Origin of the sequence: Paenibacillus sp. 2TAB26 (assembly GCF_052115145.1) — a bacterium.
Taxonomy (GTDB): Bacteria; Bacillota; Bacilli; order Paenibacillales; family Paenibacillaceae; genus Pristimantibacillus.
The window spans coordinates 1-17,318 of the sequence record NZ_JBFRGC010000029.1; the positions used below are offsets into that span (position 1 = coordinate 1).

11 protein-coding genes and 2 pseudogenes are annotated in these 17,318 nt (G+C 45.6%); 11 read left to right on the forward strand and 2 right to left on the reverse strand.

Going from position 1 to position 17,318, the window contains the following annotated elements; genetic code table 11:
• Positions 1-427 precede the first annotated feature (427 nt).
• Both AB4Z50_RS27905 and AB4Z50_RS27910 read left to right on the forward strand, forming a co-directional pair.
• Positions 428-565 carry a hypothetical protein gene (locus AB4Z50_RS27905; protein WP_441884467.1) on the forward strand — a complete coding sequence of 46 codons (138 nt, stop codon included), beginning with the start codon at positions 428-430 and terminating at the stop codon, positions 563-565.
• A 213-nt stretch (positions 566-778) separates the two neighbouring features.
• Positions 779-910, forward strand: a pseudogene (locus AB4Z50_RS27910) (transposase); the annotation flags it as partial.
• A gap of 405 nt (positions 911-1,315) precedes the next feature.
• Here the strand turns inward: AB4Z50_RS27910 and AB4Z50_RS27915 are convergent.
• A complete protein-coding gene (locus AB4Z50_RS27915) occupies positions 1,316-3,301 on the reverse strand; it encodes a beta-galactosidase (RefSeq protein WP_441884470.1) in 1,986 nt (661 codons plus the stop codon).
• 116 nt (positions 3,302-3,417) lie between these two features.
• Here AB4Z50_RS27915 and AB4Z50_RS27920 point away from each other — a divergent pair, with 116 nt between their 5' ends.
• Positions 3,418-4,260: a helix-turn-helix transcriptional regulator gene (locus AB4Z50_RS27920; RefSeq protein ID WP_339208282.1), complete on the forward strand. Its 843-nt coding sequence runs from the start codon at positions 3,418-3,420 to the stop codon at positions 4,258-4,260.
• 539 nt (positions 4,261-4,799) lie between these two features.
• Positions 4,800-5,092, forward strand: a pseudogene (locus AB4Z50_RS27925) (GNAT family N-acetyltransferase); the annotation flags it as partial.
• A 29-nt stretch (positions 5,093-5,121) separates the two neighbouring features.
• Here the strand turns inward: AB4Z50_RS27925 and AB4Z50_RS27930 are convergent.
• Entirely contained in the window at positions 5,122-5,940 is an 819-nt protein-coding gene (locus AB4Z50_RS27930) for an AraC family transcriptional regulator (RefSeq protein WP_441884474.1), read from the reverse strand.
• 203 nt (positions 5,941-6,143) lie between these two features.
• Between AB4Z50_RS27930 and AB4Z50_RS27935 the strand changes: the two genes are divergently transcribed.
• The 7 genes from AB4Z50_RS27935 to AB4Z50_RS27965 all read left to right on the forward strand — a co-directional run bounded on the left by AB4Z50_RS27935 (position 6,144) and on the right by AB4Z50_RS27965 (position 17,296).
• Positions 6,144-8,321 (forward strand): alpha-galactosidase, encoded by a 2,178-nt coding sequence (locus tag AB4Z50_RS27935; protein ID WP_441884477.1) that lies wholly within the window; start codon positions 6,144-6,146, stop codon positions 8,319-8,321.
• A 451-nt stretch (positions 8,322-8,772) separates the two neighbouring features.
• Positions 8,773-9,750 carry a glycosyl hydrolase gene (locus tag AB4Z50_RS27940; RefSeq protein WP_441884480.1) on the forward strand — a complete coding sequence of 326 codons (978 nt, stop codon included), beginning with the start codon at positions 8,773-8,775 and terminating at the stop codon, positions 9,748-9,750.
• A gap of 500 nt (positions 9,751-10,250) precedes the next feature.
• Positions 10,251-11,144, forward strand: coding sequence for an ABC transporter permease (locus AB4Z50_RS27945; protein ID WP_441884483.1), 894 nt, complete (start codon positions 10,251-10,253; stop codon positions 11,142-11,144).
• Between the two features lie 3 nt (positions 11,145-11,147).
• Positions 11,148-12,044 carry a carbohydrate ABC transporter permease gene (locus AB4Z50_RS27950; RefSeq protein WP_430062137.1) on the forward strand — a complete coding sequence of 299 codons (897 nt, stop codon included), beginning with the start codon at positions 11,148-11,150 and terminating at the stop codon, positions 12,042-12,044.
• Between the two features lie 75 nt (positions 12,045-12,119).
• Positions 12,120-13,820, forward strand: coding sequence for a hypothetical protein (locus tag AB4Z50_RS27955; RefSeq protein ID WP_441884487.1), 1,701 nt, complete (start codon positions 12,120-12,122; stop codon positions 13,818-13,820).
• Between the two features lie 90 nt (positions 13,821-13,910).
• Positions 13,911-15,698: a cache domain-containing sensor histidine kinase gene (locus AB4Z50_RS27960; RefSeq protein WP_441884489.1), complete on the forward strand. Its 1,788-nt coding sequence runs from the start codon at positions 13,911-13,913 to the stop codon at positions 15,696-15,698.
• Positions 15,698-17,296: a response regulator transcription factor gene (locus AB4Z50_RS27965; RefSeq protein ID WP_441884491.1), complete on the forward strand. Its 1,599-nt coding sequence runs from the start codon at positions 15,698-15,700 to the stop codon at positions 17,294-17,296. The genes AB4Z50_RS27960 and AB4Z50_RS27965 overlap by 1 nt, the downstream gene beginning before the upstream one ends.
• The last annotated feature ends 22 nt before the right edge of the window (positions 17,297-17,318 follow it).

Genomic DNA, 17,318 nt, shown 5'->3' on the forward strand with positions numbered 1-17,318 from the left:
CCGTATCGTGTCCTCCGATTCCTACCCTTTTCTGATCACTAAAATCAGAGTGCCAGTGGTACTGTTTACTCACCGCGCTCTGTTAGTGATACTTAGGACATCCTCGAAAATAAAATATAATCCAGCGCCTTTGGCTCGCCCGATGTTGCCTCCAAAATGCGTTTCTGCGAGACGGTAGGGGACAATCGGGAGGCACTCAATTTGCTGCGCTGGCGGGGTTTGCAGAGTTTTTAAGTGTTGAGCCACTGAAAAACAAGGTGGAGAAACCTTCAGAAGTAGCCAGTATCATTTTTGAAAACAATCTCTTACCTCGTTGAACTAACGGTATAACGATAGTTGAACAATCATGGAGCAGTTTGCTGCGGCAGCTGCTCCATTTCTTTGTTAAGCTAACGGGCAGGCTAGCGGAACTACAAGGAGGATAGCTATGTATTCTTTAAGCGAAGACTTTCAATATCATGATAGTTATTTTATTGTTGGGAATCCTTGGTTTCCAATAATTATTGTTGGTATTCTGATTATAGCTGGTGTAATTATTTATAAGCTTTTAAGAAAAAAGCAGTGACTTGCCTCAATGACTGTTCAACTAACGGGAACGATAGTTGAGTAATACACATTGATGAGCAAGGGCTAAGGTATCCTGCTCTTTTTATTAAGCAAACGGATAGGATAACGTGGTGGTCATTCCGAAAGAACTAAAGTTCTCCGTTAGAGCTAACCGTTGTATGCAAGCAGTAGTAACTTTTTTTATTTCCGCAACTTCTGACAAGTGTATCTTTCAAAACGCTATGACGGGTTTCGCTATTGCCGTTTGAGGGGATTGCGGAATGCGACTATGCAAGCGCTCATGACCGCAGCCGTGCAGAACATGAAAAAGATTGCCCTTCTCCTAGAAAGGAGGGCAATCTAGGGAATATTCCTTTAACCTCTCTTCAAACCGTGTCTTAAAAAAAGAGAAGCCCATTGCATCGGAAAAAGCTTGGGTTTCTCTACAGCTTACAATTGATCATATAAGATCAATTGTCTTTATTCATATTTAGGTACGAATGCTTTGGGCGGATGAAACTCTGACAAATAGCTTGTCAACATTTCCAGCAAAACAACTCGAAATCGTATGTTATAGTGAGTCTGAAGAAGGATGAGCCGAGAACATTAATACAACGTTTGTAAAATGAGATACAAAGTAGCATATCGATGAAGGCGATGCCCATTCAGCATTTCATTTTAACACGCGTCCATCGACAGCTTAAAAAGCTGTCCCTCTAGGTATTCCGCCTTGTGTGACAGACCTTAGCAAAGATGCAAGCCACTGATCTTATAAAGTTAGAATATCTACTCCCAGAGCTGGCAGCGTCATCTTCTGTTCCGATATCTCGCTCGTCAACAAGCTGCGATAGGGAACATCGAGAGTAACCTCTCGTTGCTCATTCGTCAAATTGATCAGGAACAGGAAGCTTACCTCACCCTTCGTTCTAATCGACAGCTCCACACCTTCTGGCAGTTGGAGCTTGGGAGCCAAGCCTTTTTCCTTCAATATCCCTTCGAACAGCTGATAGAAATACGATGGCTCCGGCCAAGTGCCGACATAGTACACTTCACCTTCACCAAGCTTATTGACAGTAACTGCCGGCACACCTTCGTAAAAGTCGTTGTCATACCAGGCAATCGGTTCTGCTCCTCGCAATTCCAGCAAATCACACCATTGCTTCGCAGCGAATGTTTGTCCCTCCGAGTTCCGTATTCGATGTTCGCTGTTGCCGATTGCATCATATTCACTCACGACAACACCCGCCGCTTCCGCAAGCAGCCCTGGCAGAGGCAGCATCTCACATACATTCCTCATGTTCTTCACGCCTGTCCGATTGGTGAGGACGACCGTGCCACCCCCGGCTGCGAATCGCTCCAGCCGCTGCGCTGTTTCTTCACTTAACAGAAAGAGGGAAGGGACAATGACCAGCTTGTAGCCATCGAGCTCCTCGGTCCAGTTGATAACGTCCGTACCGACGCCCATTTTCAGAAATGCATTGTGCATAGAGGACAAGTTGTCCATATAGTGCATCCCCCCTTCCGCTTGCGCCTGAAGGGAAAGCGCCGTATGCTGATCATGCGAATGCAGAATCGCAACCTGGGTAACGATTGTGGAGCCTGCCAGTAGTAATCCTAGCTGGTTCACCTCGCGAGTAAGCTCCGCGAACTCCCTGAACCTGCGTCCAGGAACATTGCTATGGTCGATGAGTCCATGCCAGAACTGTTCGGCTCCGACGGCAGCACTCCGCCAGCGGAAATGGACGACCATATCGGCGCCGCGGGCGATTGTCTGCCAGGAACGAGCTCGGATCAGTCCGGGATAAGGGGTACGCTGAATTGGCATCCAGGCGCCTTGCGCTCCGCTCAACTGTTCCATTACCCAGAAATTGCGGCGCTTTATGCCGCGAACCAAGTCCAGTGTCAGCGCTCCGTTCCTCGGAAACCGATCGCCATGATCGCGATACAGCTCATTCGGATAATAATCGACAGAGGCGAAGTCCAGCTCTTTGTAGAGATCATAATAGTCCAGGCTATTCGGGAATTGCCACATGTTATGCGTCACGAATTTGCCTGGACAGTTTCTGCGTAGAATTTCAAGCTGCCATCCTAGCAGATAGCCTACGCTGTCCGAGCAGAATCGCTTGTACTCCAGAAGATAAGAAGGGTTCATCGGCTTGCTGGTACCGAGCGGCGTTGTTACCTCGGCCCAACTGCTGTACTCTCCGCTCCAGACGACCATGCCCCACTCCCGGTTTATCTCTTCCAGACTGGAATAACGCTTCTGCAGCCAAGCGACAAATGCACGATTGCACGTATCACAATGGCATTCCTGGTAGTGCATCTCGTTATCGATTTGCCAGCCAATGACGGCGGGATGCTTCGCATAGCGCTGTGACATCACTTCCACAAATCTAGAGCCCAGCATTCTCAAGGAATAGCTGTTGTTGCAACGATGTCCACGCACACCCGGCCGGATGATTTGACGTTGCTCATCCATTGGCAGCACATCCGGATAACGGGTTGTCATCCAGTTCGGCGGCGTATTGGTAGGTGTGCATAACACGATCTCCATGCCGCGTGCGGCGAATACTTCTATAGCCGCATCCAACCATTCAAACCGATAATGACCCTCGGTCGGCTCCATTCGGCTCCAGGCGAACTCCGCGAATCGTACAACTGCAACACCCGTCTCTTGCATAAGCGCAGCATCCTTCTCCCAAAGCTCGGGAGTCCATTGCTCTGGATAATAATCAATTCCGATCTTAATCGTCATCCTGTAATCTCCTTTGTTCATCAATATATTGCGATTATATGATATATTAAGTGGAGTTAAAATCTTAAATAATTAATACAGTATAATAATATTAAGATAATAGGAGAGTTGGTCGCATGCCTCATCCCAATCGCGCTTTCCCAGTACTTTCCGCTCGAGACAAGCTGCTCCCTTTTTATTTGCTTGGGATTGGTCTGCATCATGACCAGGAGCATATTCGCCGAGACCCAGGCATTCTCGATTATCAGTGGATTCAATGCCGCAATGGCGAGGGCAAGCTCAAGCTAAGCGAAACGGAGTATATCGTCAAGCAAGGCATGGGCATGCTGCTGTTCCCCGGTCAGAAGCACGAATACTATGCTTTGTCGGGGAACTGGGAAGTCGACTGGATTATCTTTGATGGCAGCGGGTCAGCGAGCTTGTTTGAAACAGTCGGCATTGTAGACACATGCGTATTCGCGCTCGCATCGCCCGAATACCTTTTATCCCGAATGCGGGAGTTGCTGCAAGCTGCCCTTACGCCGCAAGAGCAAACGTTAAGCAATTACTCCTGTTCCGCCATCCTCTATACCTTATTGACGGAGATTATTCAGCGCGTCTCTGTCGAGGGCAGCGATACCGTCGGGCAGCAGTATGAGCGGTTAAAACCGGTCATGGATTACATTGACCAGCATTATGCCGAAGAGATTGCTTTGCATACGCTCGCCGGACTGATGTGTGTCACACCGGAATACTTCTGCCATTTGTTCAAGAAGACGACAGGCATTCGCCCTATCAGCTATGTCAATCAGGTAAGGATCAACAAGAGCAAGGAACTGCTGCTCGACAATGTGCAGCGCGGGATGCAGGACATCGCTCATCAAGTTGGCTTCGAATCTGCTAGCTATTATGGAGCTATCTTCAAGAAGCTGGAACGGCTGACACCTGGTGCCTTCCGCCGTAGCTATCAGAAGTCGTAACATATGTGCTGTCTAATTGCGTTCGGGGAGTAAATGTGTATCTAGTTAACTTGGAAGCAAATTCATTGGACATAAAAATCGCGTTATCCAAATGGGATAACGCGATTTTTTTAGGATTTCAGTGAAATGCCAGCTTTGCTTGAGCAGGCATTAGGCTAAGATTACCTAAAGCACTCTGCTAGGAAGATGCGGAAGAACAATGTAATGCAATACTGTATGCGTATATAAGTTTCGTCAGCAGCCTCAACGCGGACAACTTCTTCTGTAGACAAATCGGAGATTGGAGCAGAGCCCGGGAGTCGAATATATTTGACATGAATTCGAAGATAACAACGTGCATGCGAGACTTGATCCGGATCCGGGTTCCGGGGTGTTTATGAGCAAGATGATTAAAACGATCTGAACTGCAGGAGTTTCCATTTATTTCGAACAGTGTTGCATTAGCGTGGTTTTTCGAAAGCGAAGCAGAGACCAATTTCATCTTATTCTAAGAGTAAAGGAGCTAAATGTTTAAATGACTGTAACAGTAACGATACATTAAAGATCAGAATTCGCCTGAGAATATGAATGCCTTTTTGGTAAGAGCATTTAACTCTAAACAGCTGGTTTATATAAGCAACAAATATCAGAAAAAAGGCTTGGTAAATCTCTTTAACAAAGCAATGGAAATAGCCATTAGACAAAACAAAAAGATGATCTGGCTAGGAGTTTGGGAAAAGAATGAGAATGCTATTGATTTTTATAAAAAATGGGTTTTGTTCAAACGGGAGCTCACTCCTTTTATATGGGAGATGAAGAACACATAGATTTTATTATAACCATACACTCTTAGATCCTTAGTAAAGGCAGCAGGATGGATTATCATTGGGTTTCTGATCGGTAATTCTTAGGGGAAGCTCCTTTTATCTTTTTAAACATTTTGGAGAAGAGCAAAGGGTCATTGTAGCCGACAGAGCGGGAGATATCACCTATCGTCAGCTCAACGTTCCCCATCATTTCACATGCTTTTTGGACCCTAATACGAATTAAGTATTCCTGGATACTAGTATTCATTTGTTGTTTGAATAACGAACAAAGATAGCTTCGATTGAGTCCGATGATGCGGGCAATGTCCTCAATGGTAATTTTCTGAGCAAAGTTAGTTTCGACGATTTCCTTCACCTTTTCTACGTAAATTTCCGCACGACTATCCTGTTGCTCAATTGGCGTTACCGGTCCATATTCTGCAAGTAGGGATAATAATAAGTAAAGCAAACCGGTCAGTCTTGTTTCTCTCGTTTTTTGATTTCCATTGGACTCGGCCATTAACATCAAATATTTATAAATCATATCGTCTTTACCACAGTTGAGTATTGGGCATACCCTCGTTAATCCTGCTTGCTTGAGGAGCAATTCTGCCAGTGTTCCGTCAAAACCAAACCAGCAATATGACCATGGGATTTTGGAATCGGCTTGATAATAAGTAATGACAGCCGGGCATATAAGAAAACCCTGACCTTTCTGAAGCCGGTATTTGTTTCCATCAACTTCAAAAATCCCTTCTCCGTCCAAAATATAATGAAGAAGAAAGTGACTTCTTATGGCTGGCCCAAAAAAATGACTCGGAATACATTCTTCAATGCCAAATTGTGTTAGATACAATTCAGTGTGCTGTTTGCTTCGTGACAAATACTCAATCATGGTATAACCCCTTAATATTAAATTCCAAGCATTATAACATAATTAGTGAGCATCAAGCTATGTACTCAATATTAAGTATTGATATATTATTCCTGTATAGTTGACAAATAATCTATTAATTAGTACCAAGCTTAAAACCATATTTTATTTTGAGAACACTAAAACATTTGCTCTGAGAGGGTAGTGTTGAGAGGAGAAGTTTTATGGGCATTATTGTTCAAGAGAATACGGGGCTTTTTCACCTGCAGTCGGCCGGCATGAGTTATCTTATTCAAATTAAGGACGGATATCCTATCCATGTATATTGGGGGGGTAACCTGAAGCATCGGGAACCCATGGCGGATTTATTAATTCACACTCCCGAGAAGGCTGGATTGGATCGCTTATTCCAAGAATACCCTCAATACGGGAGCGGGGATTTTCGTAACCCGGCTTATCAAGTTGAGCTTGAGGATGGAACCCGAATTACGGAGTTAAAGTACGTAGGTTATAAGCTCATTAAGGGGAAGCCCTCATTAGCTGGACTTCCAGCCGTTTATGTAGAAAATGAAGCCGAAGCAGAGACTTTGGAGCTGGAGTTGAAGGATGCCTATTCGGATCTAAAAGTAGTCCTTATTTATACTGTTTTTGTTGATCGGAATGTCATTATCCGTTCTACACGCTTGAGTAATGAAGGGGGAAAGAAGCTTCGGCTTCTCCGTGCTCTAAGTGCAAGTGTAGACTTCCTGGATAAAGGGGACTTAGAAATCATCTATCTTTCTGGAGCCTGGGCTCGAGAAGGTAATATGACCCGCAGAGCTCTTCATCAAGGTGAAACTCGAATAGATAGCAAGAGAGGCATGAGCAGCCATCAATTAAACCCCTTTTACGCGTTGGTCACTCCGGAAACAACGGAAAACCATGGTGATGCTTACGGCTTCAGCTTAGTATACAGCGGCGGATTTGAAGCGGTTGCTGAAGTGGATTCATTCAACACTACGCGAATTAGCATGGGAGTGAATTCTTTTGACTTCACATGGCTACTGAATCCAAGTGATAGTTTCCAAACACCGGAAGTCGTTATGGTTTACTCTAAGCAAGGGTTGGGCGATATGTCGCGTACTTATCATCGCTTGTACCGGACAAGGCTATGCAGAGGGGAATATAGAGATAAAGAGCGGCCGATTCTAGTTAATAACTGGGAGGCTACTTATTTTAATTTTAATGCTGAAAAGTTGTTATCAATTGCGGAAGAAGGGGAGAAGCTAGGAATTGAGCTGTTCGTCTTGGATGACGGCTGGTTCGGCAAGAGGGATTCGGATAATTCATCTCTTGGTGATTGGTACGAGGATCGCCGGAAGCTGCCGGACGGACTTGCTGATGTGGCGGAACGCATTAATCGGCTTGGGCTTAAATTCGGACTTTGGTTTGAACCCGAGATGATATCGCCGGACAGCGATCTTTACCGGGAGCATCCGGACTGGTGTCTTCATGTTCCTGGACGCAGGCGCAGCGAAGCAAGGTGGCAGCTCGTGCTGGATTATACTCGAAAGGAAGTTCGTGATTACATTTATGACTCCCTTTCAGCGATCTTCTCCAGCGTGCCGATCTCTTATGTGAAATGGGACATGAACCGCGCTCTGACTGAAATGGGTTCCGCTTCACTGCCCTCTGAACGTCAATCGGAGACGGCCCATCGCTATGTTCTAGGATTGTACGAGCTGTTGGAACGCATCACCACGGCATATCCGAATATTCTGTTTGAGAGTTGCTCAAGTGGTGGAGGCCGCTTCGACCCTGGAATGCTCTACTACATGCCTCAAACCTGGACAAGTGATAATACGGATGCTGTAGAACGGTTAAAGATACAATATGGTACTAGCATTGTTTATCCTGTAAGTGCAATTGGAGCCCATGTATCAGCCGTTCCTAACCATCAAGTTGGACGGATAACGCCACTTGATTTTCGTGGGAACGTCGCCATGTCTGGAAACTTTGGATATGAGCTTGATCTAACCAAATTCAGCGATGAAGACAAAGAGATTGTCAAAAACCAAGTCATAACTTACAAGCAAATTCGTGGATTAGTTCAAAAGGGTGACTTGTATCGCTTGAAGAGTCCATTTGAAGGGAACGAATCGGCTTGGATGTTTGTATCTGAAGACAAAGAGGAAGCCGTTGTGTACTATTTCCAAGTGATGGCCGTGCCGAATGCAGCGCGAAGAACCTTGCGGCTTGATGGGCTTAACCCGGATCTTGAATACGAAGTTTGGTCAGGTAACTATGGAGAAAAGTCAAGCTATGGGGGAGACAGGCTCATGCAATTGGGACTACACCTAGCTTATCATCAGAAAGACTATGAAAGTGGATGGTTCAGACTTAAAGCAGTTAAGGCTGGGTAAGGCCTGACTTCATTAATGTTCTAGAGAAATTTGGTCGTCCGGAAAAAAATTTCCGTTGGCTGAATCATATGAATTTATTGGAACCTGATGGTACATTACGGCGGTGACTTCGAGGACTCAACTTTATATTATTTTACTCGCAATTATTCGGAGATGCTGACAGGGAATTACAGTGAACCGGAACAAGAAGCTCTGAAAGCCTATAATATCGAGCATTGGAAAGACCTAATCCTCAAGAAGAAGAATTCAAAATGAGAGCATACGGAGCGGCATACACGATGTCCCATCCAAATGACGACCCAGCTGTTATCCTGGGGGCTAATGGTCTTCCAAGTAATTTATTTTGATTGAAAAGTTAAGGGACATTCTCCGTCCCAGCGGAGGCGGAACGGCCCTTTTTTATGCACTGTCTGATTTAATGCCAAATCTATACCTAATGAGGAAGTGACCCATGAGAAATCCGAATCTCGCTGCTATGGTACCTTGCAATCCGAATGCTTCTAAAGAAGTAAAAGCAGTACTACAGTACTTAAGCGGGATAGCTGGCAAAGCTATTATTACCGGTCAACACACGCAAACCAATTTGCAAAAGGAACTCCAGTACATCGAAAAGGTTACAGGGAGGCTTCCTGCGCTTTGTGGCTTTGAGCTGTTAAGTTATTCGCCGAATATTAATTATGAAAACAGCAGTCCAGAGTGCCTGCTTGAGATTGATGAGAACCGAAACACGCTTGACCGCGCTTGGGAATGGGCAGAACGAAAAGGTATGATCACCTTCACCTGGCATTGGTTCTCTCCTTTTGGAAGCTGGGATAAGGGGTTCTATTCGAATAATACAACATTTGACGCCTCCAATGCTGTAATAGAAGGAACGGAGGAGTATGAGGCATTGATTTCCGATATGGATCATATGGCCGATATCCTGAAACCTTTTTGCGAGAATCGGATTCCGATTCTGTGGAGACCCTTCCATGAAGCCGAGGGGGAATGGTTCTGGTGGGGTCACAAAGGGCCAGAGGTTGCAAAGCAGTTGTACCGTATTATGTATGACCGATATACACACATCCATGCTCTGAATAATCTAATCTGGGTCTGGAACTCACCTTTGGCGGAAGGATATGCAGGTGATGATGTGACTGATGTGATATCAAGAGACCTGTACCCTCCCAAGCATACGCATACGGATTTACAGCCCGAATATGAGGAACTCATGCGCATAACCTCAGAACCGAAGTTAGTTGCATTAGGAGAGATTGGGGTGCTGCCTAGCATAAATCAACTCTCTATAACTAGAATTCCGTGGGTTTGGTACATGATCTGGTCAAACGAATTTGGATCGACTGCAGAGTGGACTTCCGAGGAGGAACTACTCCAGGCTTACCATCATGAATATGCGATTACACTCGATAAATTACCCGTATTGTATTAAACCAGTTGAGTTCTAAACAGGCCGTCTCGGATTTAACGGAGACGGCCGATTTTTTTCATGTGTAGGTGTCACTATTACTTAGCGCTGTGTGGTACAGTCACGTTTACAGCAGCAACGAGCTTCTTCAACATTTTGTGGATGACGGTCTTGCCGGCTGTGCTGTTCGGTTGTTCATCGCGGGAAAACGATCTACGAAGGCTATTTCGGTTATGCGGATCTGGCGGAAAAACATCCGTTCGGCCCGATTATCTTTATGAAATGACCAAGGCAATCACCAACGAATCCCATTCGAATTATGGATTTTTTTTTTAAGAAAAGAATCAAGTTCATCCGAATCTCTCTCGAGAGAAAAGACGAAGATTTTAACAAATGGCCTCATGGCCGCCTATTTTTGTTATCGAACAAAGAGCAAATCATTACGATGAAAATCCAATCAACGTTATATGGTTTACCTAACTGAAACCCCTTACAATGTATTACAGAAGGAGGAATGCGACATCATGTTAGCACAACTATACAAATATCGTTGGCAGTATGTCATGATTTTACCGGCTGTTTTGCTTTTGTTTCTATTTAATTATGTTCCTATGGCGGGCATTCAAATCGCATTTCGCGATTTTCAGATCGGGTCATCTATATGGGACAGCGCGTGGGTTGGAATCCAAAACTTCACGTTTCTGCAAGAGCCTCAGTTTTGGATTGTCGTGAAAAATACGTTGTTCATTTCGGTTTTGAAATTCGTATTCGGATTTCCGGCTCCAATTGTATTGGCCATTATGATTAATGAATTGGTGAGCGCAGGCTTCAAAAGATTCGTCCAATCGGTTAGCTACCTGCCTCATTTCTTCTCATGGATTGTCGTCGCTTATATTTTACAATCGTTTCTTACGTTAGACGGCGGCTTGGCGAATGATTTGATTACAAAAATGGGCGGAGAGCCTATCTTCTTCCTAGGCTCGGAGAGCTGGTTTCGGCCGATGATCGTCTCCAGCGGATTGTGGAAGGAAGTAGGCTGGAATACGATTCTTTATCTCGCGGCAATTACAGCCATTGATCCCCAGCAGTATGAAGCGGCCAAGGTGGAAGGCGCAGGGAAATGGGCGCAAATCCGGTATGTTACGCTGCCAGGCATGATCCCGACGGTTTCAATCGTTCTCATTCTTAGCATTCCAAGTTTGATTACCGTGGGCATGGATCAAATTTATCCGCTCTTGAATCCGGCGAACATGCAGGTGGCGGACGTTCTCGATACGTATGTGCTTCGAACCGGCCTTCAACAGGGGTATTTCGGAATGGCTACAGCAATCGGTCTGCTGTCATCCGTTATCGGTCTTATTCTAGTGGTGCTCACGAATCAGATATCTAGAAAATTGAATGGCGAGGGGTTATGGTAATCGATGAAACGTACATCTGGTGAGATCATTTCCCAAATCATTCTTATTGTTCTTATGCTTCTGCTGTGTTTATCCGTGCTCTATCCATTCGCGTATATGCTGGCGATCTCGCTGAATGAGGGAACCGACGCAGCGAAGGGCGGCGTATATTTGTTGCCACGGGCATTTACACTAATTAACTATGAAATCGTACTCGGTAACGAAGTGATTCAGCACGCATATCTAATTACGATCTTGCGTACTATCGCGGGTACATTAGCTGGCCTCATGGTCACGCTGATGGTGGCATTCGGCTTATCGTATACGAAGGTTCCATTCCGTAAATCGATTCTCAGCTATATTTTGCTGACCATGCTTTTCAGCGGAGGGCTTGTACCTCTTTATATTCAACTTTATAATTTGGGGCTTATTAATAACTTCTTGGTTTATATCATACCCGGAATGTTCTCGGCTTGGAATATGTTTGTCATGCTGAAGTTCATTCAAGGTATTCCAGAGGCACTTGTCGAGTCGGCGGAGCTGGATGGTGCAGGGCCGTTCCGCGTATTGCTCCAAATTATCGTTCCGCTGTCGAAGCCAATGCTTGCGGCAATCGGATTGTTCACCGCTGTCGGCCATTGGAATGATTGGTTCGCCGGAGCGTTCTATGTCACTAAGCAGGATCTCATTCCGGTACAAACGTTTCTCCAGCAGTTATTGTCGGCGCAGGATATGTCAGCAATCCTGGGCTCGAACTCGAATCAGGAAGCACTAGCCAGAGGGTCGCAAATGCAGAACGTGACACTCATGTCAGTCAAAATGGCAACCGTAATGGTAAGCGCGATTCCGATTCTATGTGTGTATCCGTTCCTTCAGAAGTATTTCGTGAAGGGCGTATTGATCGGCTCCGTCAAAGGTTAAGAGGCACCGTTAATGAGGGTATTGGGCTTCATCACATACCGTAACTTAGGTAAGCGAAAAGGGGAGAAAAGAAGCATGCAGAGCAAATGGGTAAAGAAGACCGGTTTAATGGCTATGTCCGCGGTCGTATTGCTTTCTGTCATCGCAGGATGTTCGGGTTCGAACGCATCCAAGAATGATCCGAAAAGCACAAACGCAGTGCAAGGCGGAACGGAAACGACAAAAGGCTCCAACAAGTTCAATCTATGGCTGGGCTGGTCGGCAACGGTTAATAATGATAGCCTTGTCCAAAAAAATTGGAAGGAAACGGAGCCAGGCATTGAGGTTGTGCTTGAAGCTACTCAAGGTGATGCAGTTACGGCGCTTAACTTGAAGCTGAATACCGGCGGCTTCGAAGATGCAGCTGTCTTCAATCGAAGTGAAATCGTGAAAGCAGCGATGATTCGCTCCAATAAAATTTTGTCAGTCGAGCAATATTTCGATATGCCTGATCAATATCCCAACCTTGCAGCGATTCCTAAGCAATATTTGGACCAAATGAAGGATGCGGACGGGCATATTTGGTCCATTCCAACCTGGTTCGACCAAAATCCTGACAATCCATGGCCGGGCTGGGCATCGCAAACATGGCTTGTCCGTACGGACGTGCTTGAGAAAGCGGGAATGACCACAACTGATTTGGCTACGATTGAAGGTGTTGAAGCGTACTTGAAAAAAGCCTCTGAGCAAAAAGACGCGTCAGGCAAGCCGCTGATTCCGCTTAGCTTCTTAATGGATCCTAACGATACGGCAGGCTGGAACGATGAAAATACGGTTTTGAGCACGTTTGGCGTAACGACGGGAGGCGGTATTATCCCGGTAGAGAAGAAGGGTGACGAACTTGTCCTCTTGTATGACGACCCACAGTATAAAGTGGCTTACCAATGGATGAACAAAATGTATCGTTCCAATCTGGTTGACCCAGAGGTCGTAACCGATAAAAAGGAACGCTACAAAGAGAAAAACAAAGCTGGACGCGTAGCGATGAACGTAGGCTCCTTCTTTAACGTGGATAATTCGATCTGGGAGACGTTGGACGGCCCGACTGAGCCAGGCTGGTTCTATCAAGTCGTTCCATTCCCTAAGGTAGAGGGCGTTGAGAAGCTTGGAGCGAACACTGTCATCAACCCGTATCCAGGATATGACGTCTACATTAGCAAAAATTCCAAAAATCTAGAAGCGGTTTTGAAGTTTCTTGATTACTCACTTAAGCCTGGAGCGGATCAGCAGCAAGTCATTAACGAAGGACCAGAAGGAAAGTTCTGGGGCTGGATCGATCAGCCGCTAGGACGTTGGAATTATATTGATGCAGAATATGATAAAGCGCGTAATTCTGGCGAGCCTGCACAGAAAGCGAAAGTAACGCCAGAGCTGTATATGATTTCTTCCTATAATAACGACTGGTATCCGTGGTGGAATTACGGCACAGGCGATAAAGTCGGAAACGAAAAAACGTCGAAATTCACGGCAACGGTAGGACAGATGGGTGCCGTGCGTAGCACGCAAACCTATGACTTGGTTAAAGCGAAGGCAGGCGGTCTGCTAGAGAAATACTTGCCTGAGCTCGAAAATATTCGCAAAGAGTATAGAGCGAAACTCATCATGTCCAAAAGCGGCGAGCAGTTCGAAGCGACGTGGATGGCTTTCCGTGATGCCCTTGAGAAACGTGGGCACTGGACTGAAGTTAAGCAAGAATGGCAGGAGCAATATGAAGTATTGCTGAAAGAGCAAGGCTAGCGGTACACCAAAATGGAGCACTCCTTTCTGGGAGGTTGCTCCCTTTTCCATTGTTGCGAATACGATTACAATACGGAAAGGAGGGATACGATGCTATTACGCCGCAGTCTTGAACGAATCGTTATTAAATACACCCAGAAAATGAACCTGCGCCGAAAAATATTAATTCTGTATGGAGCCATTATTTTTGTTCCAACGATTTTTTTAGGCATTGTTGCGGGCTATCTTGCGCTTGAAAGCTTCAGGGACAATTACTTGGTCACCATTAATGAAGCGATGCGCCAAACCGTTCAAAATATAGAATTCCGCAAGCAAAGCTACGATGTGCTTGCTACGCGTACGGCAACGGATGGGGAGCTAATCTCGCGGTTAAGCCGTAATTACTCGGATATGTTCGAGCAGCTGAACACGGTTGAGTATGTAGACCGTTCATTTGTATTTACGAGTAAATACTTGCCGGGTATCGATGATTTCCGGATTTACCACACGAATCCGATGCTTGTGCAGGACGGACGATTGCTGTGGAAGCCAGAGGGGCGCATCTTGCAGCCTGACTTGAATGAGACGGATTGGTTTACCCAAACGAGCGAGGCTTCCAACTCGTTAATATGGAGCAACGTGAACAAGAATAAGCTTGTCATCTCACATAAAGTGATGAGCCCGACCGGCAATTTGCAGGGCATTATTTATATGCTGTTAGACTATAAATCGGTTTTTGGCAATCTGTTCAATCAGCCGTTCAGTGGTTCAGGCGAATTATCGATTATTGACGATTCCGGCACGATCATCGTTTCCTCCGATCCAGAAAAAATCGGATTAAAGCTTCAATCGACAACGCTGAACAATCACTGGGATGATGCGAGCCTATCTGATGGCGTAATGGTGGATGGCAATCTGCTTATGGTAAGGCCGATTGATTCGAACTGGCATGTGGCCGCGTTGATCCAGATGGATCAGCTTGAGCGCCAGTCCAAGATGATTTTATACGGCATCGTGGCTGTTATTTTCTTTTTTCTGCTTTGCTCTATTTTTTTAATTATGACGGTGCTGAAAAATGTCGTATGGCGTATTCGTAAGCTTGGCACGCGCATGTACGATGTCAGTCAAGGACAGTTCGATGTCAGTATTCGCAATACGGCTAAAGATGAGCTCGGCGATCTGGAAGTTTTGTTTAATTCGATGTCCGGCCGTCTGGGTATGCTCGTTGAAGACATTACGCAAGCGAAGCTCAAGGAACGCGAGCAATCATTCAAAGCGCTGCAGGCTCAAATCAATCCTCATTTTATATACAATTCGTTAAGTTTGCTAAGGTGGCGTGCGCTGGATCTTCAAGACGAAAAACAGCTGCGTACCATAGACGCCTTGACCGCCTTTTACCGTCTGGCGCTGGACAATAAAATTAATGTCATACAAATAAAGGGCGAGCTTGATCATGTGAGAGCTTATTTGGACATTCAAGAAATGCGTTATCCGGGAAGGGTGACCATCGAGTGGCATATCGAGCAAGAGCTGCTGGAGCTTTACACAATCAAGCTGTTATTACAGCCTATTGTGGAAAATTGTTATTTGCATGGCAACATTACAGGGAAGAAGGGCGGCGTTATCCGAATTTCGGCGCAGCTCGAACAAGACAACATTCGATTCGAGGTGTTCGATAACGGAATAGGCATCTCAAGAGAGATGCTGAAACAGATTCAATTAGGAAAGCAGGCGGGGAACGGAAACGGATACGGTACTGCTAATATTCGCGAGCGGCTCCAGCTCTATTTTGAGAATAAACATGAATTTACCATAGACAGCAAAGAGAACGAATGGACGGCGGCAACGATTATCATACCGGCAAGTGTTCATAGGCCGCAGATTAGGAAGGTGATGTAGTGTTGTTAAAAGCGTTGATCGTGGATGATGAGCCTACCCATGTTCAGGGGCTTGTGCGCTATATCAAGTGGAAGGAGCTAGGCTATGATACGCCTTTCACCGCAGAGTCCGGTCAAGAAGCTCTCGACATATTGCGGAATACTTCTATTGATGTGTTGATATCAGATGTATCAATGCCTGTTATGACGGGAATTGAACTTGTTGAAGAGGCTAAAGCGATCCAGGCGCAGCTTCAAGTGCTGATGATCAGCGGCTACAACGAATTCGAATTTGTACAGGAAGCGATGAACGTTGGGGCGCAAGCGTATGTGTTGAAGCCGATTAAAGTGGAAGAGGTAGAGAGCAAGCTTACCGGGTTCCGCAAGACATTAACCAAGTTAAAGCAAATTGAAAATCAAGCGCAGGAGCTGCAACAGAAAGTATCCGGCAGTCTCGATATCGTCAGAGAACGGTTCGTATCCGATGTTATTGGGGAGGCAGGCATTCATGCCCAGATGCTGCATTCATGGGGCAGCCTGCTGGAGCTTCCTGCAAGCAACCAAGAAATCGGATTAATCGTACTGGGCTATGATCATTTTCATTCCTCGGTGCAGGACGCAAGAGAGCGGGTTGTGATCAGCAACGGATTTTTGAGAACGGTCCATATCGGTTTAAGCGATTTTGATCATGTTTATGTCGCAAAGACCGTCACCGATGAAATCGTGGCCTTGCACATTAATTTAAGTCCGCTTGAACGTGCGTCAATTGAAAAACAGCTTGCTTTCATCCAAAATGTCATGCAGGAGCAATACGGCTCAACGGTTACGATTGGCAATAGCAGAGTATGTACGACTTGGGAAGATGTACCGACGCTTTATAAGGAAGTTAAATTCATGATGGCAAGATTCCGCTTGATGGAGAGCGGGCAAGTTCTGCACTATGATCGACTGGATGAATCGGAATTCCAACAATTTCGTCTGCGTGAAGAGATTATACCCGAGATTATACAGCTGACAGAAGATGCTGCCGATGCTCATAAGGTTGTTGACTACGTTAATAATGTGTTTGATATGCTGCTTCCTCAGCCTTCTATGCCATTTACGTATATACAGGCGTTTGGCATGGCATTGCTCAGCGAACTGGCTCGCAAGCAGACATGGAATAAAGAGCTGGGCGGGGAAATGAATTTGGAGATGTGGCAGAAGCTGATCGATTGCAGAAGCGAGGCGCAAATTCGTGAAGTCGTGATCGATTACGTTCAACGCCATATGGTTATCGAAAAGAAAGGTGAAGCCAGTCAAAGGCATAATCTGATCGGCAAGGTTTCCGAATATTTGGAGGCACATTTCCAAGAACATATCACAGTAAAGCAAATTGCTGAAATTCATCATCTGAATGCGAGTTACTTAAGCGTGCTGTTCAAAAAAGAGATGGGCAAAACGATATCTGATTTTCTACAGGAAACGCGCATGAATAAAGCCAAAGAGCTGCTTAACAATCCAAGCATCAAGGTGTACGAGGTATCTGAGCAGGTCGGATTTCAGACCGCAGCTTATTTTGCCTACTTGTTCAAGAAGACGACGGGCTATACGCCGCAAGAATATAGGGATTACCATTAAGGCATTTGCTAAGAGCTGGAGG